Origin of the sequence: Enterovibrio baiacu, from assembly GCF_004120195.1 — a bacterium.
GTDB lineage: Bacteria > Pseudomonadota > Gammaproteobacteria > Enterobacterales > Vibrionaceae > Enterovibrio > Enterovibrio baiacui.
Map to the genome: position 1 here is coordinate 35,035 of NZ_SCHN01000028.1, position 26,563 is coordinate 61,597.

The window sequence follows — 26,563 nt, forward strand, 5'->3', positions numbered from 1 at the left end:
CAGCGTGCTCATACGCATGCCGCTACGTTGTTTTAATTGCGAAAGCATCGCGCCTTATTTGTAAACCATTTCGCCATTTGGCGCATATTTGTTCACATCAATCGGCGTGTTCTTCTCAAGGAAGTCCTTCAATACTTCTGCGTCAACAAAACCTGTGTTTACGTTGCCTGGGTGGTCTGTGATTTTCGGGTAACCATCACCGCCCGCAGCGTTGTAGCTTGGTACAGTGAAACGGTAGGTTTTGTTTGGATCAAGGGCTTCACCGCCGATCTTCACATCACTGACACTGTCACCGTCAACAACCATTGAGATGCCATAGAACTGCGCGTATGCGCCTGAATCTACTGGCTTGGTTGCAACAACGTTTAGGTAATCCAACACTTCTGCGCCACTCATGTCGGTGTAAGTCACCATGTTCGCAAACGGTTGAACTGTCAGCACGTCTTTGTAAGTGACTTCGCCAGCTTCGATAGAATCACGCACACCGCCAGAGTTCATCACAGAGAAGTCTGCTTTCGCACGCTCTTTGTGCGCAGCTGCGATCATACGACCCAGGTTGGTTTGTTGGAAACGCACCACGTTGCGATCACCTTCGAGCTTGTCGTTGGTTTCTGCAATCTTCACATTCAACTGATCCTGACCTTTCTCTTGGTAAGGTTTCAGGAAGTCGTAAATGCCTTTGTCTTTTGGAATTTCATTTTGAATAAAGACACGTTTCTTCTCGCCATTCACCTTAATTTTCTTTTTAAGGTTCACTGGGATCAAATCGTAAGACACCAAGTTCAGCTCGCCATTACGGAATTCGAAGTCCGCTTTACCGACGTATTTGCCCCACTCGTGCGCTTGAACAATGTATGTGCCGTTTTGGTTATCAGGCTTACACTCGTCGCCAGGCTTGAAGGTTTTGCTCGCAACATTCGGGCCTTCCATACAAACAGGCTCTTGTGAGTGACCACCCACAATCATGTCCAGTGAACCTTCGTCCAAGTAGCGCGCAAGTGCAACATCGCCAGGTGCATTGATGCCACGGCGACCGTCTTCATAGTGGCCCATGTGCGTCGCTGCAATAATGATGTCTGGGTTTTCAGTTTTTTCCAGCTCAGCGATCAGTTTCTTCGCTTCTTCTTTCGGGTCACGGAATTCCAACCCACCGATGAATTCTGGGTTACCAATTTTTGCTGTGTCTTCAGTCGTCAGACCCATGACAGCAATGCGCAAACCGTTCTTTTCAAACATTTCGTACGCTTGGTATTTACGCTCGCCCGTTGCTTTGTCATAGATGTTGGCAGAAAGCATTGGGAAGTCAGCCCAGTTCATTTGCTTTTCAAGGACATCTAGCGGGTTATCAAACTCGTGGTTACCCAGCGCCATTGCGTCATAACCGATCATGGTCATGCCTTTAAAGTCTGGTTCTGCATCTTGCAGATCAGATTCAGGAACACCCGTGTTGATGTCACCACCAGAAAGCAAAAGTACTGCCGCACCCTCTGCTTCAGCTTCCGCGCGAAGTTTGTCGATCAGTGTTTTACGTGCAGCCATACCATACTCGCCGTGGCGGTTATGCCAAAAGCGGCCATGGTTGTCGTTGGTATGAAGAATGGTGACGTTATAGGTGGTATCCGGTTGCCAGCCTGGCACAATTTCCTTTGTTTCAGTAGTGGCAGAACAGCCTGCGAGTGACGCAAGCAACGCAGCGCTGATAGCTGCTTTGAGAGAAAGGCGATCCGTCATGGTGTTACCTATTTGTTTGTTGAAAACCTTGCGGTCAGGGCGCACAACATCGCGCCCTATGCACTGTGTTAACGTCGACATTTATGTCGTTTTCATGAGGTAGTCTAAATATATAAGTTAACCAGCACATTCTTCTCTAAACAAAGTGCCGCCTAGATCACTGAAAAACACACTTACGGGCGTGAACGTTCAGGATTTAGACGGCATATAAGTTACGAGCGATTATTTTTTCTGCAGCTTGCCTTTGGAGCGAGCAATGGCAAATGCCGCCGCCAACGCCAGTAGGAAACAGTAGTAGGATTGGCTCACCACAGACAACGGCGACAGCTCAAAAATCGAACCCAATAGCAGAGCCTGAGCGCCATATGGCAACAAACCTTGTACGACGCAAGAGAAGATATCCAACAAGCTCGCACTGCGTTTAGGTTCAACGCCATGCTGTGTCGCCAGCTCTTTCGCTACGCCACCAGACACGATAATGGCCACGGTATTGTTTGCAGTACAAAGGTTGCTGATGCTCACCAAGATAGCGATACCGGCTTCACTGGCGCGTGATGATCCTTTCTCTGCCGCTTTGTCAGCGCGGGATAGAATCAAACGGCTCAGCTTTTCGGTGACAAAGGCAAGGCCACCTTGTTGGCGCATCAACTCTGCCAAGCCGCCAATCAACAAGGATAACAAGAAGATCTCTTGCATGTTGCCAAAGCCCGCGTAGATATCCTGGCTGAAGGACATCACGCTGTAATCTTCAATGCGCGCAATGCCCACAGCACCCGCAAACACGATGCCCAACGCGAGCACCACGAACACATTCACGCCATAAACAGCCAGACCTAAGATGGTCAAATACGGCAATACTGCCAGCCAATCAATTGCGCCCGAGGCTGGCGCCTGCGTCACTTCGTTTGAAAAGAAGAAAATAACCAGCGTCACAAGCGCCGCAGGGACTGCAATTTTCACGTTCTCTCGGAACTTGTCTTTCATGTGACAACCTTGAGAGCGCGTCGCAGCAATGGTGGTATCTGAAATAATAGAAAGGTTGTCACCAAACATTGCACCGCTCAGCACCACACCTGCCATCAACGTGGCATCGATACCCGTACTTTGCGCAATGCCCAATGCAACTGGTGCAACGGCAGCAATCGTGCCCATTGACGTACCCATCGCCGTTGCGATGAACGCTGAAATGAGGAACAGTCCTGGCAAAATCATGCTTGATGGTAATACCGCCAAGCCCAAGTTTACCGTCGCATCGACGCCGCCCGTAGCTTTTGCAACCGCGGAAAAAGCACCGGCTAGCAGATAGATCAAGCACATCGCCGTGATATCACGGTGAGATACGCCCTCAATAAACTGACCAATGGCATCGTTGAGCTTTTCTTTACTCATCAATACCGCAAGCACTATCGCCGGCAAAACGGCAATCGGAGCAGGTAATTGGTAAAAGGCGAAATCGACATTTTGCGTCGAGAAATAGATGCCAGTGCCAATGAACAAACACAAAAACAGCCCAAACGGCAAAAGCGCTTTAGCTGAAGGTGTTGGGGAAATTTGCTTCTCTGTCATGTTGTGTTACATCGTTTTTGTGATTTGGAACGAAGAGTAAAATGAAACCATCAACGCGTCAACATATAGACGTCTAAACGTCTGAATCATTTCAGTACGGTTTATTACAACGTATTAAAATGAAAAGGTTTCGTTATGTAAAAACTTGAACTCCTGCCATAAAAATCAATTAATTTCATAGCGTTAAAAGAAAACACTCTATGATGCGAGTGCGCTCGCCCCTGAGGTGCTTATCGGAATTTCAAGTAAAGTAAAATAGTTGCACATTCCCCCTAAAGCCGCTTCACACCGCGCCGATACATTACGCCGTACCAATAATAAATATAGCGCTCTGATCCTGACTGTTCGGGATCTGTTTTTATCATGAGTTCGATGCAAGGAAGTTAACAATGACGCTGACACTCAAACAGAAGTTGATAGGTACCTGTCTTTTGGCCGTCACGGCAATGGCGATGGTCCTTTCTATGCTTGCCGCCAATCAACTGTCTACACAGACCCAACACAACCTTGAGGATCGCGTCACGAGTATGTCTGACGTTGCCAAGGCGGGGATTTCCGACTGGCTCGTCGCACATGAAACGGAATTATCTGGGTTTATCAAAACACAACCTCACAGCAACCCGGAGCAAGCATTGAAAATGCTCCAAATTGCAGGTGAATTTGCCATGACCTTCTATGCAAAGGCCGACGGCACCTTGTACCTCGCTAACGGCGCAAACGTGGATATTGATCCTCGACAACGCCCTTGGTACGTCGATGCGGTTAAGAAAGGCGACAACATCAGCACTGAGCCTTATCAAGACGCACTGACTGGCGACACCATGGTGACGGTTGCCACGCCGACCTACACAAATGGCAAGTTGAGCGGTGTCATCGGTGGCGATATTAGCCTTCGTAAAATCGTGAATGACTTGGCCCAGTTCCGTTTCGGCGACAATGCCTATGGCATGCTGTTGACCGACAAAGGTACGTTAATTGCCCACAAGGATGCAGCACTTCGCGGGAAACAGCTTTCGCAATACAACGCAGCACTTGATATTTCGACCGTGAAAGACGCCGCGTTCAACGGTGATATGTTGTCACTTTCCCTAAACGGTGAAGACAAAGCGTATTACTTCGCGATGCTGCCTAACACGAACTGGATTATCGGTATTGAACTCGATATGGCAACCGAGTTAGCGAGCCATAACCGCGCTGTCACAACACTCATCATCACCAGTGTCGCCATTACCTTGTTGGTGCTAGCAATGGCAGCTTGGGTAGTGAGTTTCTTGTTCCGCGATTTGAAACGCGTTTCCACCGCGATGGCTGAAATCGCCAGTGGCGATGCTGATTTGACTCAGCGCCTCACACCGCACAGCAACGACGAAGTGGGTCAGCTCGCGCAGAACTTCAACACCTTCGTGGCTAACATGCACACCATGGTGACACACCTGAAAAACGTGGGTGAAGCACTCGCGGTTCAGGCGAACACATCAGCCGAGCAAGCCAGTGAACGCAGCGCGAGAATTCGTGGTCAGCAGGATGAAATCAATATGGTGGCAACCGCCATCCATCAAATGACCGCAGCCACCCATGAAATTGCAGGCAGCGCGGAAAACACGGCACAACTGTCAAAAGAAGCCGTTGATTGCTCGTCTACCGGTGCCTCTCAGGTAAACCAAAGTCAGGTGTCGATCGGTAATTTATCGACAGAAGTCGAATCTGCCACGGCAGTTATCGCTGAACTGCATGCGCATACGCAGAGCATCAACTCGATTCTTTCTACGATCCAAGGTATTGCAGAGCAAACCAACTTGCTGGCATTGAACGCGGCAATCGAAGCTGCCCGTGCGGGTGAACAAGGTCGCGGCTTTGCCGTGGTAGCGGATGAAGTTCGCGTATTGAGTCAACGTACGCACGATTCAACCCGTGAGATTCAGGCGACCATCGAGACACTGCAAACCACGACACATTCCGCGGTTCAAATCATGGAAGACAGCCGTCATTTGGCAACCACCAGCGTTGATGATGCTAACTCTGCAACCGTGAGCTTGTCGCAAATCACCACGTCGGTTTCCACTATCAGTGACATGGCGACCCAGATCGCGTCAGCGGCGGAAGAGCAATCCTTGGTAACGTCTGAAATCACCCGCAATACCGAAGCCGTTCGCACAGCGTCCGATCAGTTGGCAGCAGAGGCGAATCAAGCCAGCATTCAGGCCAGCGAGCTATCTGGTCTGTCTCAGCAACTGAATGCGGAAATTTCACGCTTCAGGTTGTAACGCATCGCTGCAAAACCAGCGAGATGAAAACGAGAAAAGCCGGCATAAGCCGGCTTTTTTATTCGATGCTGTTCAGTTTGCTAATTCAAAACGGAACACGTCAGTTGGAGCAAGACTTAGCGAATATCTAAGTCTTCAAAGCTCTTCACAAGATCGTCCAGCGCTTTCATTTGCTTCAAGAACGGCTCAAGTTTGTCGAGTGGCAACGCAGAAGGGCCATCACAACGCGCGTTGTCTGGATCTGGGTGCGCTTCAATGAACAGACCTGCAATCTTGGTACCCAAACCAGCGCGTGCCAAATCAACCGTTTGCTCACGACGACCGCCAGATGCTGCACCCAGAGGATCGCGACATTGTAGAGAATGCGTGACGTCGAAAATGATTGGGCTGCCGTTGCTCGCCTTCTTCATCACGTCAAAGCCCAGCATATCAACCACAAGGTTGTCGTAACCCATGCATGCGCCACGCTCACACAGGATGATCTTGTCGTTACCGCACTCAGCGAATTTATCCACGATGTTGCCAACTTGACCCGGGCTCATGAATTGCGGTTTCTTCACGTTGATCACCGAGCCGGTCTTTGCCATCGCTTCAACCAAATCAGTTTGACGAGCCAAAAACGCAGGCAACTGGATAACGTCAACCACTTCAGAAACAGGCTGAGCCTGTGCTTCGTTATGGATGTCAGTGATGATTTTTACGCCGAAGGTGTCTTTCAGTTCTTGAAAGATCTTCATGCCTTCATCAAGGCCAGGGCCACGATACGAATGCACGGATGAGCGGTTTGCTTTATCGAAAGACGCTTTAAAAACGTAAGGAATGCCCAGTCTCTGGGTCACTTCAGCGTAATGCTCACAAATCTGCATCGCCAGATCACGAGACTCCAACACATTCATTCCTGCAAAAAGAACAAATGGTTTGTCGTTAGCAACTTGAATATCGCCAATCTGAACCGTTTTTTGTGCTGTCATGGTAGTTTCCTGATTAGTGGAAAATTGGGGCTTCTGCGGTCAACACTTTGACCTGCAGTTTAAGCAACTCAGCGGCCGGATCATCAGGGCACTGAGCAATAAAATATTCATAGTCTTCCGCGGCAACCCAATCGCATTTGAGCTGTTGGAAAATATAGCCACGGTCACGAATTTCGTAAGGGTCATCTGGGCTGAATGTCAGCGCCAATTCGCTGCAACGCAGCGCCATTGCGTAGTTTTCTTCACGTAACAATGCACTTTTTACAACCGCTAACCAGCGGCCTATCAGGGTTGCATTGTCTGACGATTCCAAATACTCAGGTTTCACCTCAGCACTTGGGCCTTCTTTCCCGACCAGCCAGCCGCGAAGTACACGCTGTGAAAGGTATTCACCATCAAAAGGATTGATGTATTGCGCTTCCCTGTCGAGCCAGTTTACTTTCAAAATTAACTGAGTGGGATACCCCACCGGTTGCAAAGGCAAATCTAAACGGTGCGCAAAGAAAAGAAACACAGCACCAAGGCTGACAGGAATGCCTTTTCGGCGGCGAAGTACTTTCTCGACAAACGCATTGTCAGAAGAGAAGTATTGCTCGAAATCCCCTTTGAAACCCCACTCTTTGTAAAACAAACGAAGTAGGCCATCAAGACGGAGTTCGTCATTGGTTTCACCCGCTAAAAGGTGATCCGCTTCTTTGGCTAGTAGCTCAAGTTCAGCACGAACCCAATGCAAGGATGTCGCTGGCTCAATGGCGGCATTCAGTGCCAATGCACCTTCAACCAGAGTCAGCGTATCTAATTCTTGATCCGTAAACGCTTTCATTCTTACCCCAACAACTGCGGCGTTTTGGTGATAGCTAGGTTAGCGGCAGCATAGACCCAACCTAAAGCACCAAAGAAAGCAAACAGTCTGAACAAGGTGCCTTGGCTGTAATTGAGTGCCACAAAGCCCAAGGCAATATACGCAATAACGCAGGTCAGTTTTTCGGTCATCCATACTGCACCCGGCGTAAACGGTGTGAAGCCTGTAATCACCACGAGAGAGATACCCGTTAGTAACAGTGCCGTGTCGATAACATGAGGAACGACTTTCACCCACTTCTTCTCGAGCATTTTGCTGTCCATCATGCGCCATACAAAACGAATGATGAATAACGTCACGCTAAGCGCGATGGTAAAAAGGTGTATATGCTTCAATGCAACGTACATAGTCCGTCTATCTCTTTATTGTTTTATAAGGTGGCGTCAGCGCGAATAGCGCCCCAGCGTAACACGATCTTGTCCTGCGTAATCTTGCACCGTTTCCACATTGCAGAATCCAGCGTCAGAAAAAATGGTGCGAACCACATCGCCTTGGTCATAACCGTGTTCAATTAAAAGCCAGCCATCTGTCACCAAATGCTGAGGGCTTTTCTGGCAAATATGGCGAATATCCGCCAAACCATGGTCATCAGCAATCAGCGCTGTTTTAGGCTCAAACCTCACATCGCCTTGCGACAAATGCGGGTCTTCTGGATCGATATACGGCGGATTGCTCACGATCATGGTGAAGGTTTGGTCCGCAAGGTTGTCAAACCAACTGCTTTGCAGAAACTCTGCATTACTGATGGCATTGTCTTGCTGATTACGCACAGCAAGTGCAACGGCTTCAGGACGAAGATCAACACCCACGACACGCATGTCTTGGCGTTCGCTTGCCAATGACAATGCAATTGCGCCCGTGCCTGTACCTAAATCCAACACTCGCCCTTCGCCCGCAGGTAAACGCGCGAGCGCAAGTTCGACCAAGCGTTCAGTATCAGGACGAGGGATGAGCGTGCTTGGCTCAACGTTGAGTCTTAACGACCAAAAATCACGATAGCCGATGATATACGCCACAGGTTCGCCCTTTACACGGCGAGCCAGTAACGTATTGAAGCCACTTTCTTCTTCCTCAGACAACATCTTGTCTGACCATGTATAGAGATAGCTGCTTGGCTTATCTAACACATGGCAAAGCAGGACTGACGCATCAATCTTGGGAGAAGGGCTATGATTTTCACTTAGCAAAAGCGCTGCATCACGCAGCGCATTTTCAATGCTGATGGGCATTAGTGTTGCTCTGCCAACGCTGCCAATTGGTCCGCTTGGAACTCTTGCATGATTGGCTCAACAAGGCAGTTCAAGTCACCTTCCATCACTTCATCCAAACGATAAATCGTCAGGGTGATGCGGTGGTCAGACACACGGCCTTGTGGGTAGTTGTAAGTACGAATACGGTCAGAGCGATCACCAGAACCTAGCAGGTTACGGCGTGTGCTTGCTTGTTCAGCCGCGCGTTTTTCTTCCTCGGCTTTGATCAAACGTGCAGCCAGTACTGACATCGCTTTCGCTTTGTTTTTGTGCTGTGAACGCTCGTCCTGACACTCAACCACAGTGCCCGTTGGCAAGTGGGTAATACGAATAGCAGAGTCGGTGGTGTTAACGTGCTGACCACCCGCGCCCGATGAACGGAAGGTATCAATTTTCAGATCAGACGGGTTGATGTCTGGAATTTCTGCTTCAGGAATTTCAGGCAAGATCGCAACGGTACACGCTGATGTGTGGACGCGGCCTTGCGATTCAGTTGCTGGAACACGTTGAACGCGGTGACCACCTGATTCGAATTTCAATACGCCGTAAGCGCCGTCACCAGAGATGCGTGCAACCATCTCTTTGTAACCGCCTTGCTCAGAGTTGTTGGCGTTGATCACTTCCACACGCCAGCCTTTTGATTCGGCAAAACGGCTGTACATACGGAACAAATCACCGGCAAAAATACCCGCTTCATCGCCGCCCGCACCGGCGCGGATTTCAATGAAACAGTTACGTTCGTCGTTAGGATCTTTTGGCAATAACAACACTTGAAGTTCATCAGTCAGGCGTTCGATTTCTTCTTTCGCTGCTTTCACTTCTTCTTGCGCCATTTCGCGCATTTCCGGATCGTCTTCGTTCGCCATTTCTAGCGCCGCTTCAAGATCATCTTCCGCTTGCTTGTATGACGTGAAGCACTTGGTGACTTCTTCAAGCTGGCTGTACTCTTTCGACAACGCACGGAATTTATCCTGATCGCCAATAATGCCGGGATCACTCAGAAGGTGTTGCACTTCTTCGTAGCGCTCGCTCAGCGCTTCTAATTTGGCGAGAATAGATGGTTTCATAGTGAATTCTTTTAACTACTTTTGAGGATCCAGACCTAGGCTCTGACGAAGCGTGTCTAATGTGCGTTCGTCACCATTTCTGGCGGCTTCTTGCATGGCCTGAGTGGGCGCATGGATCAGTTTATTGGTCAATTTATTGCTTAGCTCTTTGAGCACTTTTTCAGGGTCAGTCCCATTCGCAAGGGCTTGAAGGCTTCGGCTAAGCAATTCATCTTTGAGTGCTTCAGAATCCGCACGGTACTGCTTGATACTGTCCACCGCATCACGAGAACGCATCCAGGTCATGAACCCAAGGCTTTCCTCATCAACAATGGACTCCGCTTGAACGGCAGCGGCTTTTCGTTGTTCTCGATTGCGTTCAACGATTGATTGGAGATCATCAACCGTATACAGGTAGGCATCATTCAACTGACCTACCCCTTCTTCAATGTCACGTGGCACAGCAATGTCAATCAACAACATGGGTTGATGACGACGTGCTTTCAGTGCTTTCTCAACCATGCCTTTGCCGATAATAGGCAAAGGGGCAGCGGTTGAACTGATCACAATGTCAGCACGGTGCATGTGCTCTGGGATTTCTTCCAGAGAAATAATTTCTGCGCCGAACGCGTCAGCAAACGGTTTTGCACGTTCACGGGTTCGGTTTGCCACGATAATCTTACGGCAGTTGTGCTCATAAAGATGTTTGGCGACGAGCTCAATGGTTTCACCTGCACCGACAAGCAAGGCGGTTGTGGTTTCCAATGACTCAAATATCTGACGTGCCAGCGAACAGGCTGCAAACGCAACAGAGACAGCATTGCCACCAATGTCGGTTTCAGTACGCACACGCTTAGCCACCGTAAAGGTTTTGTGGAACAAGCGCTCAAGTGGGCCGTTAATGACGTCGAGATCGACCGATTCGGCATACGCTTGTTTCACTTGCCCAAGGATTTGGGGCTCCCCCAACACCAAAGAATCAAGGCCGCTGGCAACCCGCATTAAATGCTGTGCCGCTGCTTGGTCATGATAGGTATAAAGGCAAGACAACAGTGCTTCGCTGTCGAGATTGTGGAATTGTTGCAACCAATCAACAACGTTGCCTGGGCTTGGGTGATCGGTTTCGCAGTAAATCTCGGTTCGGTTACAGGTAGACACAATGACCCCACTCTGCACGACCTGCTGATTTTTCAGCTGGGATAATGCATCGCGAAGTTGTTGCGGTGAAAAAGCGACTTTTTCACGCAAGTCGACCGTAGCGGTCTTGTGATTGATTCCGAGAACTAACAAGCTCATTAAGCAGGGTTACCGACAGCACCAGATGAAATCCGAGCCGAGGATTTTACTTTATGGGCTCTTCGATTAAAAGATAACATTACTTCCTCACCGTCGCGAACCTGACTATATCTCTAGCCAAGTGAGAATACTTAGCATTCATGTTTATTTTTTGCCGACTTTTTCAGCAGTTATGCTTTTCAAATCCGCGCGTTTGACCCTAACATTCCCCTCTATACAAAGATACTTGGCTTTTTGCGCTCACGTCATCGTTAAGCCTATGAAGATTTGGTCTAAATCATGACTAACCCACATCTAAGAATGATGAAGTCTTCCTATAAGCAAAGCTGCTTACACACTGCATCTTGAGATATACTAGGCCACTATTTTCATGATGATAAAGGTACGCGGAGCATAATTATGACCCGAAACGTCAAGCATTTATTCCACACTTTATTGCTCATTGTAAGCGTTTTAGGGCTATCCGCATGTGCGACCAAACCCGCGCCAATGACGGAATGGGAAACACACGAACAAACCCTGTTGGACATTACCCAGTTCACCGCAAAAGGAAAAGTGGCCTTCATCAGCCCTGCCCAGCGTGTCTCCGCGAATTTTGTCTGGGAGCAAAATGGTGATTCCATGTCATTACGTCTCACTAATTTTCTCGGCTCGACCTTATTAAAACTTGATGCCACCCCAAAGGGCGCCATTTTGGTCGACAATGAGGGGCAACGTTATATCGGACGCGATGCCGCAAGCCTATTACAAAAACTCACGGGCATTGCGTTGCCAGTGAATGACATGACGCAGTGGATTAAAGGTCTGCCCGCCGACACGAACGATTTCACACTCGGTGCAGACAACCGTCTTGCTTTCTTATCAGAAAACGATGCCTCCACCAATAAACCGGGTTGGCAGCTGGATTACCAAGCTTATGACGCGGCAACCGACAGCTTGCTACCTGCAAAAATCAAAATGAACCAGAACGATCAAAAAGTGAATCTGGTGATCTCCAATTGGAAATACACACAATGAGTCAAACACGTTCGGTATGGCCATCACCTGCCAAACTCAACCTTTTTCTCTACATCACGGGTCAACGAGAAAACGGCTACCACGATTTGCAAACCCTGTTCCAATTCCTCGATTACGGCGACACACTCACCATCACGCCCAATGAAACAGGCAAAGTGACCCTATCACCAGACATTGAAGGCGTTCCGGTAGAAAGCAATTTGATTTACCGCGCCGCCATGGCATTGAAAAGTAACGCATCACACTCACTCGGTGCGCATATTCATGTCAATAAAGTGCTGCCAATGGGCGGTGGCTTAGGTGGCGGCTCATCGAATGCCGCCACCACCCTCGTTGCACTCAACCACCTTTGGAACACAGGTCGCTCAACTGACGAACTGGCAGAGATGGGCTTGGCGCTAGGCGCTGATGTACCCGTGTTCGTTCGTGGCGTGACTGCTTTCGCAGAAGGGGTTGGCGAATTGCTTCAACCTGCCTACGCTGAAGAGAAATGGTATATAGTTGCTAAACCGGACGTAAGCATCGAAACAGCAAAAATTTTTGGTCACCCTCACCTGACTCGCGACACGCCAAAGCGCTCACTAAATGCGCTATTGGCGGGAAATTACGAAAACGATTGCGAAAAGATAGTGAGAGAGTTGTTTCCAGAGGTTGATAAGGCTATTTCGTGGCTGCTAGAATACGCGCCGTCAAGATTGACCGGAACGGGCGCCTGCGTCTTCGCGGAATTCGAAAATGAAGCAGCGGCTCGTTCAACATTAAACAAATTGCCCGACTGGCTTTCTGGATTCGTCGCGAGAGGTGTGAATACATCACCGCTTGTAACCACGCTGAACGAACAAACCCAGTGAGACAGACAAAAATCAATGGATACAACCCCGAGGTTTTCCACCGTGCCTGATATGAAGCTGTTTGCTGGTAATGCAACGCCTGTACTCGCCCAACGCATCGCGAATCGCCTATATATGTCACTAGGTGACGCAACCGTTAGCCGTTTTTCTGACGGAGAAGTGTGTGTACAAATCAATGAAAACGTACGGGGTAGCGACGTATTCGTTATCCAGTCGACATGTGCGCCAACCAATGACAACCTAATGGAATTGGTTGTGATGATCGACGCACTGCGTCGAGCATCAGCTGGCCGAATCACTGCTGTTATTCCTTACTTTGGTTACGCTCGTCAGGACCGTCGTGTTCGTTCAGCGCGTGTGCCAATCACTGCTAAAGTTATCGCAGACTTCCTGTCAAACGTAGGTGTTGACCGCGTATTGACGGTTGACCTGCATGCAGAGCAAATCCAAGGCTTCTTCGACGTACCAGTAGACAACATCTTCGGTACACCTGTTCTGTTGGAAGACATGCTGGCGAAGAAACTGGAAGATCCTGTTGTTGTTTCTCCAGACATCGGTGGTGTTGTACGTGCGCGTGCAACGGCAAAACTTCTGGATGACACAGACATCGCGATCATCGACAAACGCCGTCCACGTGCGAACGTTTCTCAGGTTATGCACCTTATCGGTGACGTTGAAGGCCGTGACTGCATCATCGTTGATGACATGATCGACACCGGTGGCACACTGTGTAAAGCTGCAGAAGCACTGAAAAACCGTGGCGCGAAGCGTGTATTCGCATACGCAACCCACGCAGTGTTCTCTGGCAACGCGCCACAAAACATCAAAGAATCAGTGATTGACGAAGTTATCGTAACCGACTCCATCCCACTGACTGCTGAAATGCAAGCAACAGGTCGTGTTTCTCAACTGACCCTGTCTGGCATGCTGGCTGAAGCTATTCGCCGTATCAGCAACGAAGAATCAATCTCAGCAATGTTCGATTAATCGAATACTTACGAGAAAAAACGCCCTGCTCATGCAGGGCGTTTTTGTTTCTGGCGTTATCCGCAGTCCATCTCGCCATGTCCTGCATCTTCAAGTTGCTTGGGTATAGTGGTAGGATATGCCGCCTTTAGCGCTGACGAGTGAGCCTCTCGGGACTTCCTCGCGCCTGACGTGTTAAACAATAACAACGAGAATCTCATCGTGAGCGACCAAATTCGCCTTTTAGTGGGGCTGGCTAATCCAGGGCCAGAATATGCAAAAACCCGCCACAATGCGGGCGCTTGGGTAGTCGAAGAGTTAGCCCGTATTCATAACGTGCAACTCAAAGAAGACAAAAAGTACTTTGGGCTGACTGCCAGAATCAGCATCGGTGGTGAAGATCTCCGCTTGTTGATCCCGACAACCTTTATGAACCTATCGGGCAAGGCCGTGGCACCACTGGCAAAATTCTTCCAGATTAAGCCAGAAGAAATTATGGTTGCCCATGACGAGCTAGACTTGCCTCCGGGTGTCGCTAAATTTAAGAAAGGCGGTGGCCATGGCGGTCACAATGGTCTTCGCGACATCATCAGTAAAATGGGCAACAACAAAGAATTCTACCGTCTTCGAATTGGGATCGGGCATCCCGGTCACAAAGACAAAGTTGCAGGGTTTGTATTAACCAAAGCGCCTGCAAACGAACAAAGCCAAATCGAACAAGCAGTTGATGAAGCGGTACGCTGTATCGACATTTTGCTCAAAGACGATTTGGCCAAGGCGCAAAACCGCCTTCATACATTTAAAGCGCAATAGCGCCATAAACGAAAGGTTACCATCTCATGGGTTTTAAATGCGGTATCGTTGGCTTGCCAAACGTAGGTAAATCAACTCTGTTCAACGCTCTGACGAAAGCCGGTATCGAAGCGGCAAACTTCCCGTTCTGTACCATTGAACCAAACACGGGTGTGGTACCTGTGCCGGATCTTCGCTTGGATGCACTGGCAAAAATCGTTAACCCTCAACGTATTCTGCCAACCACGATGGAATTCGTAGACATCGCAGGTCTGGTTGCAGGCGCGTCAAAAGGTGAAGGTCTAGGTAACAAATTCCTAGCAAACATCCGTGAAACCGATGCGATTGGTCACGTTGTTCGTTGTTTTGAAAACGACAACATTATCCACGTAGCGGGTAAAGTTGATCCAGCAGATGACATCGAAGTCATCAACACAGAGCTAGCACTGGCTGACCTTGAAGCGTGTGAGCGTGCAATGCAACGCCAAGCGAAGAAGGCAAAAGGCGGCGACCGTGATGCGAAAATTGAAATTGCAGTGCTTGAAAAGCTACTTCCTGTACTGGAAGAAGGCAACATGCTGCGTTCAGTTGAGCTGACCAAAGAAGAAAAAGCAGCGGTTGATTACCTGAACTTCTTGACCATGAAGCCAACCATGTACATCGCGAACGTGAACGATGACGGCTTTGAAAACAACCCATACCTCGACAAAGTGCGCGAAATCGCTGCTGCTGAGAACGCAACCGTTGTTGCTGTTTGTGCGGAGATTGAAGGCGAGCTTTCAGAGCTAGATGCTGATGAAGCGGCTGTTTTCCTTGAAGAAATGGGTCTGGAAGAGCCAGGTCTTAACCGTGTTATCCGTTCAGGCTATGAACTACTCACGCTACAGACTTACTTCACCGCTGGCGTGAAAGAAGTGCGTGCATGGACTGTTCCAGTGGGTGCGACTGCGCCGCAAGCTGCTGGTAAAATCCACACCGACTTCGAAAAAGGCTTTATCCGTGCTGAAATCATTGGCTACAACGATTTCATCGACAACAACGGTGAAGCTGGCGCGAAAGTCGCTGGTAAATGGCGTTTGGAAGGTAAAGAATACATTGTTAAAGATGGCGATGTTATCCACTTCCGCTTTAACGTTTAATTCCCATCGTTAACGCGATTTTAAAAGCTGGCTTTTGCCAGCTTTTTTCGTTTTAGATCTCCCTAGTTTCGCCATTTGCAGACCAAATGAATAAGAAAACACCTCCCCCTGCTCAAAATCACAGCGAAGTCACCAATATGATAAAAAAAGCATGGAAAAAAGGTTGACGACACCCGAGGTTCTTCGCATAATGCGCCCCGCACTCAGGGCATGTCCCTGAACGAAAAAGATGGCTACGTAGCTCAGTTGGTTAGAGCACATCACTCATAATGATGGGGTCACAGGTTCGAATCCCGTCGTAGCCACCATCTTTTCAACGTGCGACGCTTTCTTAATGAAAGCAACAATATGCGGAAGTGGCGAAATTGGTAGACGCACCAGATTTAGGTTCTGGCGCCGCAAGGTGTGAGAGTTCAAGTCTCTCCTTCCGCACCATATTTAAAGGATCACGCTTATAGCGTGATTGCTGTTGGGGTATCGCCAAGCGGTAAGGCAGCGGCTTTTGATGCCGCCATTCCCTGGTTCGAATCCAGGTACCCCAGCCATATTCTGGCTTGGCTACGTAGCTCAGTTGGTTAGAGCACATCACTCATAATGATGGGGTCACAGGTTCGAATCCCGTCGTAGCCACCATTAATTCGAAGGCCTTTGGCTTTCAAAACAGACTGACACTGTCACGTGTTCCGAAGCGTTAGCTTTAGTCTGAAAAATTTGCGGAAGTGGCGAAATTGGTAGACGCACCAGATTTAGGTTCTGGCGCCGCAAGGTGTGAGAGTTCAAGTCTCTCCTTCCGCACCATATATCTTGTTCCTCTCAGCCTTCAACGGTGAAGAGAAGGTTTCAGACAAGACTAAAAAACTGAAACTACTAGGATTGCGGAAGTGGCGAAATTGGTAGACGCACCAGATTTAGGTTCTGGCGCCGCGAGGTGTGAGAGTTCAAGTCTCTCCTTCCGCACCAATCCTCTTGCTCTTTATAGCTGCTTTCTGGCAGAATAAAGAAATCAGGCAAGTAAAAATTCTGATAACAATGCGGAAGTGGCGAAATTGGTAGACGCACCAGATTTAGGTTCTGGCGCCGCAAGGTGTGAGAGTTCAAGTCTCTCCTTCCGCACCATATTTTAAGAGTCATGCTTCAATGCGTGAATTCTGTTGGGGTATCGCCAAGCGGTAAGGCAGCGGCTTTTGATGCCGCCATTCCCTGGTTCGAATCCAGGTACCCCAGCCACAACATTTAAAAGCTCACCTTCGGGTGGGCTTTTTTTGTTTTAGCCCCCCTCTTCTTGTTCCTTCTCTCGTTTTTCCTTTTTATTCGTATGGTTGAATCATTTCACATACGCTGTAGTCTTACTTCTCAACGCTTATCGACCTACGCATTTACGCAGGGAAGCAGCAGTATGACGAATCGCACCCATTTTCCAAACACTAACCCTATTTCCACGCAGCGCTATACCAGCCTGCCTGACGATATGTATGTCGCTTTAGCACCCAAGCGTAGTGAAAGCCCAACAATGCTCACCCTCAACAAAGGGCTGATTGAAGAATATGGCCTTTCTACTGAATGGTTCGACAGTGAAGATGCGCTCGGTTTCTTATCGGGCAATCACGATTATGACGGTGCTTCTCCGATTGCCATGGCGTATTCCGGCCACCAGTTTGGGCATTTTTCTCCCCTGCTTGGCGATGGTCGCGCGCACATGCTCGGCCAACTGACAACGGCTGACGGCAAACGCGTGGATGTGCAACTTAAAGGCTCAGGGCGAACCCCTTTTTCTCGCGGCGGTGATGGTAGAGCCACGCTCGGTGCAGTTATCCGCGAATACCTCATCAGCGAAGCCATGGCAGGTCTTGGCATTCCTACGACACGCACATTGGCCTTGGTGACAACGGGTGACAGCATCATGCGTGATTACCAAATGGTACCCGGTGCGATTCAGGTGAGAACAGCTGAAAGCCATTTGCGTGTCGGTTCGTTCCAATACGCCTATTCGAAACTGGGAAAAGAAGGCGTACAGGCACTTGCTGATTTCGCGATTGAAGCGCATTTCCCCGACATCAAAGACAGAGATGACAAATACCCTGCTTTCCTCGAAGCCGTTTCTCTTCGCCAAGCTGATTTGATTTCACAATGGATGCTTGTGGGCTTTATTCATGGTGTCATGAACACCGATAACGCCGCCATTGTTGGTGAGTCTATCGATTTCGGCCCCTGTGCCTTTATGGATGATTTCAAAGCCAATCAAGTCTTCAGCTCCATCGACCGAGACAGTCGCTATGCGTGGAAGCAACAAGCCTCCATTGGCTATTGGAATTTACAGCGACTCGCAGAAACCTTATTGCCGCTGTTTGATGAAGACACTGACAAGGCAGTGAACATTGCCGAGGCACACATTGGCGCGTTCGTTCCACGCTTCCAATTGGCGTTCCAAGAAGGACTAAAGCGAAAGCTTGGGATAACCAGTGATTCAGATGCCGCAGAGGCATTTGTTGATGACGTGCTGCCAATGCTCGAGGACGAACGTATCGACTTTACCTTGTTCTTTGATGCGCTCACCAAAGTGGCAGAAGGCAGCGCAGAAGATACCCTGCTGCGTTATTTCGATCATGCAGAAAAAGGAAAGGAATGGCTGGCGAAATGGCAACAATTTAGCGCCCGAGACCAAGCAACGTTATCCGCCATGAGAAACGCTAATCCTGCATTGATTGCAAGGAACCACCAGGTGGAGAAAGCCATTGAAGACGCCACAGAACGCAATGACTTCACGTTATTTCATCGACTCAGTCATGCTTTGAAAAACCCTTACGTGGTCAGCGATCAAAACACCGACCTTCAAGACGCACCGCGACCAGAGCAATGTGTATTGCGTACCTTCTGTGGAACCTAATACCGCCTTGAGGCATAGCGCTAACCCATATCCATAAAAAATGGGGCATCATCGCTCCATTTTCAATTGCACAACGGTAACCCTTAAGGGCTAAAGGCCCATGGCATATTTCAGCACCTGCGTTTTTATCGGCCCACTGTTTTCGGCAACCTTTAAACCTATATTGCGCAGCAGCTTCAACGGCGCAATATCGTTACTGAACCCACCGTAAAACACATCCATGCCCGCCTGCATCAAGAGATTATCAGGCTTACGTTTTCGCTCATAAGCAGCAAAAACAGCGCTATCAGCCCACTCAGTGCCAGCATCCGCAACCACATCGAGCAAGGCATCGACATCTTTGAACCCGAGGTTAACCCCCTGCCCTGCAAGTGGGTTGATGGTATGCGCTGCATCCCCCAAGAGCACAACGCCTTTGCTGTAATAACGCTGAGCATGACGACGGGTGAGTGGGAATGCGCCTTGCGCGATAACCTCAATCTCGCCAAGCTCTGGTGGGAAATGCGACACAATTTCTTGTTTTAGCGCGTCTGGCGACATCGCACCAAGCTGCTTGATGCGTGTGGGATTGTCATACCACACCAGCGAACCTTGATGACCCGGTAGCGGCAAAAATGAGCGCGGGCCTTCTGGCGTAAACCACTGCCACGTAATGTCTTGCTGCGGCAGTTCGGTGCTTACGTTCACCAGCATGCAGTGTTGTCGATAATCCCATGCCGTTACGCCAATGTTGGCATAATCACGAACGCGAGAGTTTGCACCGTCTGCACCGACGAGCCAGAGACCGAGTAGCTGCTCACCGTTATCCAGTTCAACAGCATGCCCGTCTTGTTCCGCCCATAGGGTTTTGATTGTATTCGGACAGAACAAGGTTAAATTCTCATGGGCTTCACACGCTTCCCACAGTGCCAATTGGAGAATGCGGTTTTCGACAATAAAACCCAACTCCATCAAATCCATGCTGTCACTGCTAAAGCGGATCCGACAATCTGGGTGATCCCACGTTTCCAATCGACGGTAAGGGCAAAGCCGCATCTTAAGCACGGCATCCCACACTTTGAGCGATTTGAGCAAAGAAACCGAAGACGGTGAAATCGCGGAAACCCTCAAATCCATAGGCTGCTCAGCGGAAAAAGGCTTGGGCGCTTCTCTTTCCACCATGGCAACACGCTTTCCCTGCTTAGCAAGGCCAAGTGCCGTTGCGGCGCCCACCATGCCGCCGCCAACCACGATAATATCGAATTGTTTCATAAGACAATCTCTTTAAATCCTTCCTGCATTCTACTGACAACCAGATTAAATGCGACATTCAGGGGCTTATCTCCGCGTGAAATCCACCATTAAATTTGGGGAGAAGGTGATCTGGTCACAGAATGTCTAAAGCAGTACAATACGCGGCTTGCTGTTAACCAGCGCAGTTTCTCTGCGGGTTAACCAAAAACAGAATAAACATTTTCGGCTGACACTAAACACCCTGAAATTGCATCGTGTGTAGACCTCTCAGCCGAAAGACGTAGAAACATCAACATGAGCAATGAGTTACATGGCTAAGAAACTGCTGATCAAAACCTGGGGCTGTCAGATGAATGAATACGATTCATCAAAAATGGCAGATCTTCTCAATGCGGCCGGCGGCTACGAGTTGACCGAAGAGCCGGAAGAAGCAGACGTACTGCTGCTTAATACCTGTTCGATCCGTGAGAAAGCTCAGGAGAAAGTGTTCCACCAATTGGGACGCTGGAAAAACTTAAAAGATCAGAACCCTGATCTTGTGATCGGTGTTGGCGGTTGTGTGGCAACGCAAGAAGGCGACCACATTCGCGAACGCGCACCTTATGTTGATGTGATTTTTGGCCCTCAAACGCTGCACCGTTTGCCTGAGATGATTAAACAATCTCGCGCAGACCATGGCCCAGTGATGGACATTTCTTTCCCAGAGATCGAAAAGTTCGATAACTTGCCAGAGCCCCGTGCAGAAGGCCCAACCGCATTCGTTTCCATCATGGAAGGTTGTTCAAAGTACTGCACATTCTGTGTTGTACCTTACACCCGCGGTGAAGAAGTCAGCCGTCCACTTGACGACGTACTTTACGAAATCGCACAGCTTGCAGAGCAAGGCGTGCGTGAAGTTAACCTATTGGGTCAAAACGTGAATGCTTACCGCGGCGAAATGCACGATGGTGAGATTTGTTCATTTGCAGAATTGCTACGCTATGTGGCGGCGATCGACGGTATCGACCGTATTCGCTACACCACCAGCCACCCAATCGAGTTTACTGACGACATCATTGACGTGTACCGCGATACACCTGAAGTGGTTAGCCACCTGCACTTGCCAGTGCAAAGTGGTTCAGACCGTATTCTGACCATGATGAAGCGTCCACATACTGCGATCGAATATAAATCGAAGATCCGTAAGTTGCGTGAAGCGCGCCCTGACATCGCCATGAGTTCTGACTTCATCGTTGGTTTCCCTGGTGAAGAAGACGCAGATTTCCAAGCGACCATGAAGCTTATCCGCGACATTAACTTCGACATGAGCTTTAGCTTCGTGTACTCACCACGCCCAGGCACACCAGCGGCAGACATGCCAGATGACACGCCTGAACAAGTGAAGAAAGAGCGCTTGTACGAGCTGCAACAGCAAATCAACGCACAGACCATGATCTTTGCGCGCCAAATGCTGGACACAGAGCAACGTATCTTGGTTGAAGGTCCATCTCGTAAGAATCTCATGGAGCTTCGCGGCCGTACTGAAAACAACCGCGTGGTGAATTTTGAAGGTTCTGTAGATTTGATCGGTCAATTTGTAGACGTGAAGATCACAGACGTATTGACCAACTCACTACGTGGTGAATTGATTCGTACTGAAAAAGACATGAACTTGCGTATCGCTATCTCTCCTTCTGAGATGATGGCAAAGACGCGCAAAGAAGATGATCTTGGCGTGGGCGTGTATACTCCGTAATAACACGGTAGCCACACGGCCATTCGACACCCCGCTGTCACGGCGGGGGTAATCACTGGTTTTAGGCGCGAGTGCGCGCCGCCATATCACCGTCAAGACAAGCTGCGAGAAGCTTCCATCCCTACGCAGCTTCTATTGATAGAGATATTAAGCTTGCGAGGACAGCATTGAACAAAGTCATTACCCTAGAAGTATCGCTGGAACCAGCTGATAATTCACGCCTAGCCAGCCTTTGCGGCCCATTCGATGACAACATCAAGCAACTAGAACGCCGCCTAGGTGTCGAAATTAATCGCCGAAGCCATCAATTCTCCGTCGTTGGCAAAGAACACACCGCCACTGCCGCTATTGATATTCTGAAAACGCTTTACGTTGAAACTGCACCCGTCAAAAACCGAACGCCGGATTTAGAGCCAGAGCAAGTTCACTTAGCGATCAAAGAAAGTGGCGTGCTCGAACAAACCGTTGAATCGTCGATTCCTTACGGAAAAGAAATCAACATCAAGACCAAAAAAGGCGTGATTAAGCCGCGTACACCCAACCAAGCGCAATACATTGCGAACATGGTGACGCACGACATCACCTTTGGTGTTGGCCCTGCCGGTACAGGTAAAACTTACCTTGCGGTCGCTGCTGCGGTTGATGCACTTGAGCGCCAAGAAATCCGTCGAATCTTGCTGACACGCCCAGCGGTTGAAGCGGGTGAAAAACTGGGTTTCTTACCGGGTGATTTGAGCCAAAAGGTCGACCCTTATCTGCGCCCACTTTACGATGCCCTGTTTGAAATGCTGGGTTTTGAGCGCGTAGAGAAGCTGATCGAGCGTAATGTCATTGAAGTAGCACCACTGGCTTACATGCGTGGGCGCACACTGAACGATGCGTTCATCATTCTGGATGAAAGCCAGAACACCACCGTAGAACAAATGAAAATGTTCCTCACGCGCATTGGCTTTAACAGCCGCGCGGTCATTACGGGTGACGTGACGCAAATCGATTTACCACGAAATACCCGTTCAGGTCTTCGCCACGCCATTGAGGTATTGGCCGACGTGAACGAAATTAGCTTTAACTTTTTCCAAGCCGATGATGTTGTTCGCCACCCAGTCGTAGCGCGCATTGTTCTCGCTTATGAGGCTTGGGAAGCGGAAGACGCAAAAGCGCGTAAACATGCCGAAGAGCGTCGTCGACTAGAGCGTGAAGCTGCACTTAGCGCAGTGTCACACTCAGATGAAAAGCCATCAGAAGAGAAGCAACCTTAAATGCAATACTATGTCGACCTACAAGTCGCAACGCAAAACGAAGAAAAACTGCCGTCGGAAGAACAACTTCAGACCTGGTTTCAACAAGCGGTGAAATCTTTTCGCGAACAAGCGGAAGTGACCATTCGTATCGTTGATGAGTTTGAAAGCCAAAGTCTAAACCGTGACTATCGCGGCAAGGACAAACCAACGAATGTATTGTCATTTCCTTTTGAAGCTCCTCCTGGTGTAGAGTTAGATCTGCTAGGCGACCTGATTATTTGCCGTCAGGTTGTAGAAGAAGAAGCAAAAGAACAGAATAAAGACCTGTTTGCCCACTGGGCCCACATGGTTGTACACGGCAGTCTCCATCTGCTAGGTTATGACCATATTGATGATGAAGAAGCGGAAGAAATGGAATCTCTCGAGATTTCGATTATGAATGCGCTTGAGTTTCCGAACCCATACGCAGCCGACTTCATCTAATTTAACGTTGTAAATATTGAGACAATGAACGAAGACAACTCACAAAGCTCTGACGGTCCGAGTAGAAAGACCTTCTTCGAACGCCTTGGTCAAATCTTTCAGGGAGACCCGAAAGACCGCCAGGAATTAGTAGATGTATTCCGTGATTCGGAACAGAACGATCTAATCGATCACGAAACACGGGACATGCTAGAAGGCGTAATGCAAATCTCTGAGATGCGCATTCGCGATATCATGATTCCACGTTCGCAGATGGTGACCATCGAACGCGCACAACCTCTCGAGGAAATCATTAACGTTATCAACGATGCCCAGCATTCTCGCTACCCGGTAATCAGTGATGACAAAGACCATGTTGAAGGCATTTTGCTAGCGAAAGATTTACTTCGCTACTTGATCCGTGACAGCGAACCGTTCGACATCGACAAGGTGATCCGCCCTGCCGTTGTTGTCCCGGAAAGCAAGCGTGTTGACCGACTCCTCAAAGAGTTTCAGGAAGAACGCTACCACATGGCCATTGTTGTCGATGAATTCGGTGGTGTATCTGGCGTTGTAACCATTGAAGATATTCTCGAAGAAATCGTCGGCGATATTGAAGATGAATATGACGACGATGAAGAGCAAGAAATCCGCCAGTTGAGCAAACACACCTTTGCGGTGAAGGCGCTCACAACACTGGAAGATTTTAACGAGAAATTTGGCTCTCAATTTAATGACGATGACATCGACACCATTGGTGGATTGGTGATGACCAGCTTTGGTCACCTGCCAACACGTGGTGAAGAAGTCGACATCGAAAACTTCCACTTCAAAGTGACAGCAGCCGACAGTCGACGCGTTATCCAATTGCAGGTTACTATTCCAGACACTACTGCAGAGGAAACGGCATAATCGTCACATGCTAAACGTTCAAACTTTTAAGCGGCCCCAAGCATTCAAGCGGATCTTCGGGGCCGCTTTTTCTGGTGCGCTCGCGACACTGGCATTCGCCCCGTATTCATTTTGGCCAGCCATGCTGGTTTCTTTGGTTCTGTTGTTCCTGCTTCTCCATAAGCAATCGCCTAAAAGTGCTGCGCTCATTGGATTCAGCTGGGGGATGGGGCAATTCTCAACGGGCATCGGTTGGGTATATGTGGTCATCGAGCAATTCGGTGGGCTACCTACCGCCGTCGGATTGATTCTCATCGGCTTACTCATCGCCTATCTTGCGCTTTTCCCCGCGCTCTTTGGCTACTTACTCCAACGTATTCAACTTCCTTTGGCACAATCGTACTTGTTGCTTGCCCCTTCGCTGTGGCTACTCATCGATTGGTTCAGAGGATGGTTCTTAACGGGCTTCCCGTGGCTCTGGCCGGGTTACAGCCAAATAGACAGTCCACTCGCCGCCTTTGCCCCTATGTTTGGCGTACAGGGCATTACATTGGCTGTTGTGGTCATTGCGGCTGCAATTGCCCTCACCTTGCTGAGTCGAAAAGCGACCATGCTACTCCCCGCACTTGTCGTGGCAGTGGTTGCTGTTGTTTCAGGCCAAATACAATGGGTGCAAGAAACCGGAAAAACGGTAGATGTGGCCATGGTGCAAGGAAATGTCCCTCAAGAGCTGAAATGGTTGCCAAGCCAACGCTGGCCGACCTTATTGAGCTACCAAGACATGACGCGCCAAAACTGGGATGCAGACATTGTGATCTGGCCTGAAGCGGCGATTCCAGCCCTTGAGCGCGATCTTCCTGATTTCTTGGCAAGGCTTGATGCTGCCGCACGGAACAATGATTCTGCCATCATCGCTGGCGTTTTAGATCAAAACTCACAAGGGCAGTTCTACAACAACGTGATCACCTTGGGTGATAACGGCACGGAAGGTTACAGCTATCCGGCTGCCGAGAGCTACAGTAAACACCACTTACTGGTGTTCGGGGAGTTTGTGCCGTTTGCTGACATTCTGCGCCCGCTTGCGCCATTGTTTAATTTGCCGATGTCATCCTTTAGCCGTGGTGAGTACACACAGCCAAACATTGATGCCAAGGGCTACCAACTGGCACCTGCCATTTGTTATGAAATTGCCTTTAGCGATCAGGTTCGTCACAGCCTGACGCCAGATTCCGATTTCATTCTAACGCTCTCAAACGACACATGGTTTGGCACCTCCATTGGCCCTCACCAGCACCTAGAAATCGCGCAGATGCGAGCACTTGAGAACGGCAAGCCCGTGCTTCGTGCTACCAACACAGGGCTGACTGCTGCGATTGACTACAAAGGTCAAATCATTGAGCAGATCCCGCAGTTCGAAACGGTCGTCCTGCGCACCGACATCGCCACAACGAATGGACAAACGCCTTATACCCGCTTCGGCGATTGGCCGCTGTACCTGTGGATTGTGCTTTCTGGTATTGCACTTCTTGTGATGCGCCGAGCTCAACACGCAACAACTGTTGGCGAGTCGCAAAAATAAGAGCAAACATCCCTGAAATTACCGTGTCCTACGTTACATTGATGCTGAGGTTGAAAGGCAACCTCAGTCTTCTTTGAGCGGCTTTTTAGCACCAGACACGGAGATTCTCATGCGCGCCTTAGCTCGATACGTTTCACTTTTCTCACTGCTTTTCACCACCATCTTCTTCACGCCTGCGCAGGCTGCGGAACCGTCGGCTGAGTTATTTGCAGACACCCGCGCGGCTCTCGCGAACTTCCATCGCTTCGATCCTGTTAAACCGTTTTTCGAAAAAGCCTATGGATACGCGGTCTTTCCGTCTGTGGGCAAAGGCGGGTTCTGGATTGGTGGGGCTTATGGCAATGGCCTTGTCTACCAAGGCAACCAAACCGTTGCGGAAGCTGAGCTTATTCAGGTGTCGATTGGCTTAACCTTCGGCGGACAGGCCTTTAGCGAGATTTTGTTTTTCGAAGATAAAGAAACATTCGACAGCTTCATGTCGGGAAGTTTTGAACTCGGCGCACAAGCCTCAGCCACCGCGTTAACGGAAGGTGCAGCCGCACATGTCGGCACAACAGGCACCTCCGCCAGCGCTGGAAACGTTCAATCAAAAGCGTATTACATCAATGGCGTCGCCATTTTCACACAAGCCAAAGGCGGGTTAATGCTGGAAGCCGCACTTGCCGGTCAGACATTTAACATCGCGCGGTTTTAGGGGATAAGAACGAAGAGCGGTACTGGGTACTGGGTACTGGGTACTGGGTACTGGGTACTGGGTACTGGGTACTGGGTACTGGGTACTGGGTAC

22 protein-coding genes and 8 tRNA genes are annotated in these 26,563 nt (G+C 49.3%); 21 read left to right on the top strand and 9 right to left on the bottom strand.

Translation table 11 applies throughout. The features are described 5' to 3' along the window. Positions 1-54: 54 nt before the first annotated feature. Together ushA and EQP46_RS22760 are read right to left on the bottom strand one after the other, a co-directional pair. Positions 55-1,731, bottom strand: a complete 1,677-nt coding sequence (gene ushA, locus EQP46_RS22755) for a bifunctional UDP-sugar hydrolase/5'-nucleotidase UshA (protein ID WP_129495805.1) — start codon at positions 1,729-1,731, stop codon at positions 55-57. Positions 1,732-1,953: 222 nt separating this feature from the next. Beyond that, positions 1,954-3,297, bottom strand: coding sequence for a Na+/H+ antiporter NhaC family protein (locus tag EQP46_RS22760; protein WP_129495785.1), 1,344 nt, complete (start codon positions 3,295-3,297; stop codon positions 1,954-1,956). A 389-nt stretch (positions 3,298-3,686) separates the two neighbouring features. Between EQP46_RS22760 and EQP46_RS22765 the strand changes: the two genes are divergently transcribed. Continuing rightward, positions 3,687-5,561, top strand: coding sequence for a methyl-accepting chemotaxis protein (locus EQP46_RS22765; RefSeq protein WP_129495786.1), 1,875 nt, complete (start codon positions 3,687-3,689; stop codon positions 5,559-5,561). Between the two features lie 116 nt (positions 5,562-5,677). Here the strand turns inward: EQP46_RS22765 and kdsA are convergent, their stop codons facing one another. Genes kdsA through hemA form a run of 6 tightly spaced genes read right to left on the bottom strand, consistent with a single transcriptional unit; the run spans position 5,678 to position 10,986 of the window. Beyond that, positions 5,678-6,532, bottom strand: a complete 855-nt coding sequence (kdsA, locus tag EQP46_RS22770) for a 3-deoxy-8-phosphooctulonate synthase (RefSeq protein WP_129495787.1) — start codon at positions 6,530-6,532, stop codon at positions 5,678-5,680. A 13-nt stretch (positions 6,533-6,545) separates the two neighbouring features. Then, positions 6,546-7,355 (bottom strand): SirB1 family protein, encoded by an 810-nt coding sequence (locus tag EQP46_RS22775; protein WP_129495788.1) that lies wholly within the window; start codon positions 7,353-7,355, stop codon positions 6,546-6,548. Positions 7,356-7,357: 2 nt separating this feature from the next. After that, entirely contained in the window at positions 7,358-7,741 is a 384-nt protein-coding gene (locus EQP46_RS22780) for a SirB2 family protein (RefSeq protein ID WP_129495789.1), read from the bottom strand. Between the two features lie 36 nt (positions 7,742-7,777). Next, positions 7,778-8,623: a peptide chain release factor N(5)-glutamine methyltransferase gene (prmC, locus tag EQP46_RS22785; protein WP_129495790.1), complete on the bottom strand. Its 846-nt coding sequence runs from the start codon at positions 8,621-8,623 to the stop codon at positions 7,778-7,780. Beyond that, positions 8,623-9,711 carry a peptide chain release factor 1 gene (gene prfA, locus EQP46_RS22790; RefSeq protein ID WP_129495791.1) on the bottom strand — a complete coding sequence of 363 codons (1,089 nt, stop codon included), beginning with the start codon at positions 9,709-9,711 and terminating at the stop codon, positions 8,623-8,625. The genes prmC and prfA overlap by 1 nt, the downstream gene beginning before the upstream one ends. Before the next feature lie 15 nt (positions 9,712-9,726). Continuing rightward, entirely contained in the window at positions 9,727-10,986 is a 1,260-nt protein-coding gene (gene hemA, locus EQP46_RS22795) for a glutamyl-tRNA reductase (protein WP_129495792.1), read from the bottom strand. Between the two features lie 399 nt (positions 10,987-11,385). Between hemA and lolB the strand changes: the two genes are divergently transcribed. From lolB to EQP46_RS22865, 14 genes are all read left to right on the top strand, one after another. Continuing rightward, entirely contained in the window at positions 11,386-12,003 is a 618-nt protein-coding gene (gene lolB / locus EQP46_RS22800; protein WP_129495793.1) for a lipoprotein insertase outer membrane protein LolB, read from the top strand. After that, positions 12,000-12,854: a 4-(cytidine 5'-diphospho)-2-C-methyl-D-erythritol kinase gene (gene ispE, locus EQP46_RS22805; RefSeq protein ID WP_129495794.1), complete on the top strand. Its 855-nt coding sequence runs from the start codon at positions 12,000-12,002 to the stop codon at positions 12,852-12,854. The genes lolB and ispE overlap by 4 nt, the downstream gene beginning before the upstream one ends. A gap of 42 nt (positions 12,855-12,896) precedes the next feature. After that, positions 12,897-13,841, top strand: coding sequence for a ribose-phosphate pyrophosphokinase (locus EQP46_RS22810; RefSeq protein ID WP_129495806.1), 945 nt, complete (start codon positions 12,897-12,899; stop codon positions 13,839-13,841). Positions 13,842-14,042: 201 nt separating this feature from the next. Beyond that, the gene (gene pth, locus EQP46_RS22815) at positions 14,043-14,633 is read left to right on the top strand and encodes an aminoacyl-tRNA hydrolase (RefSeq protein ID WP_017009051.1); all 591 of its coding nucleotides are present in this window, start codon (positions 14,043-14,045) and stop codon (positions 14,631-14,633) included. Positions 14,634-14,659: 26 nt separating this feature from the next. Beyond that, the gene (gene ychF / locus EQP46_RS22820) at positions 14,660-15,751 is read left to right on the top strand and encodes a redox-regulated ATPase YchF (RefSeq protein ID WP_129495795.1); all 1,092 of its coding nucleotides are present in this window, start codon (positions 14,660-14,662) and stop codon (positions 15,749-15,751) included. Positions 15,752-15,982: 231 nt separating this feature from the next. Beyond that, a tRNA-Met gene (locus EQP46_RS22825) sits at positions 15,983-16,059 on the top strand. Positions 16,060-16,101: 42 nt separating this feature from the next. Beyond that, positions 16,102-16,186, top strand: a tRNA-Leu gene (locus EQP46_RS22830). 35 nt (positions 16,187-16,221) lie between these two features. After that, positions 16,222-16,296: transfer RNA gene (locus tag EQP46_RS22835), tRNA-Gln, on the top strand. 11 nt (positions 16,297-16,307) lie between these two features. Next, positions 16,308-16,384: transfer RNA gene (locus EQP46_RS22840), tRNA-Met, on the top strand. A gap of 80 nt (positions 16,385-16,464) precedes the next feature. Beyond that, positions 16,465-16,549: transfer RNA gene (locus tag EQP46_RS22845), tRNA-Leu, on the top strand. 77 nt (positions 16,550-16,626) lie between these two features. Further along, positions 16,627-16,711, top strand: a tRNA-Leu gene (locus EQP46_RS22850). Positions 16,712-16,782: 71 nt separating this feature from the next. Then, positions 16,783-16,867, top strand: a tRNA-Leu gene (locus EQP46_RS22855). A 36-nt stretch (positions 16,868-16,903) separates the two neighbouring features. Then, positions 16,904-16,978 (top strand) — tRNA-Gln (locus EQP46_RS22860). A gap of 169 nt (positions 16,979-17,147) precedes the next feature. Then, positions 17,148-18,635, top strand: coding sequence for a protein adenylyltransferase SelO (locus tag EQP46_RS22865; RefSeq protein ID WP_129495796.1), 1,488 nt, complete (start codon positions 17,148-17,150; stop codon positions 18,633-18,635). Between the two features lie 90 nt (positions 18,636-18,725). Here EQP46_RS22865 and EQP46_RS22870 read toward each other — a convergent pair whose 3' ends face one another. Further along, positions 18,726-19,886 (bottom strand): 2-octaprenyl-3-methyl-6-methoxy-1,4-benzoquinol hydroxylase, encoded by a 1,161-nt coding sequence (locus EQP46_RS22870; protein ID WP_129495797.1) that lies wholly within the window; start codon positions 19,884-19,886, stop codon positions 18,726-18,728. 292 nt (positions 19,887-20,178) lie between these two features. Here EQP46_RS22870 and miaB point away from each other — a divergent pair, with 292 nt between their 5' ends. The 6 genes from miaB (at position 20,179) to EQP46_RS22900 (ending at position 26,470) form a co-directional block, all read left to right on the top strand. Next, entirely contained in the window at positions 20,179-21,603 is a 1,425-nt protein-coding gene (miaB, locus tag EQP46_RS22875) for a tRNA (N6-isopentenyl adenosine(37)-C2)-methylthiotransferase MiaB (protein ID WP_129495798.1), read from the top strand. 167 nt (positions 21,604-21,770) lie between these two features. Further along, entirely contained in the window at positions 21,771-22,862 is a 1,092-nt protein-coding gene (locus tag EQP46_RS22880; RefSeq protein ID WP_129495799.1) for a PhoH family protein, read from the top strand. Then, on the top strand, positions 22,863-23,327 hold the full coding sequence (gene ybeY, locus EQP46_RS22885; RefSeq protein WP_129495800.1) for an rRNA maturation RNase YbeY: 465 nt from the start codon (positions 22,863-22,865) through the stop codon (positions 23,325-23,327). A gap of 24 nt (positions 23,328-23,351) precedes the next feature. Beyond that, entirely contained in the window at positions 23,352-24,218 is an 867-nt protein-coding gene (corC, locus tag EQP46_RS22890; protein WP_129495801.1) for a CNNM family magnesium/cobalt transport protein CorC, read from the top strand. Between the two features lie 7 nt (positions 24,219-24,225). Beyond that, a complete protein-coding gene (lnt, locus tag EQP46_RS22895; RefSeq protein WP_192545541.1) occupies positions 24,226-25,776 on the top strand; it encodes an apolipoprotein N-acyltransferase in 1,551 nt (516 codons plus the stop codon). Between the two features lie 109 nt (positions 25,777-25,885). Beyond that, complete coding sequence (locus EQP46_RS22900) at positions 25,886-26,470, top strand: lipid-binding SYLF domain-containing protein (protein WP_129495803.1); 585 nt, start codon at positions 25,886-25,888, stop codon at positions 26,468-26,470. The last annotated feature ends 93 nt before the right edge of the window (positions 26,471-26,563 follow it).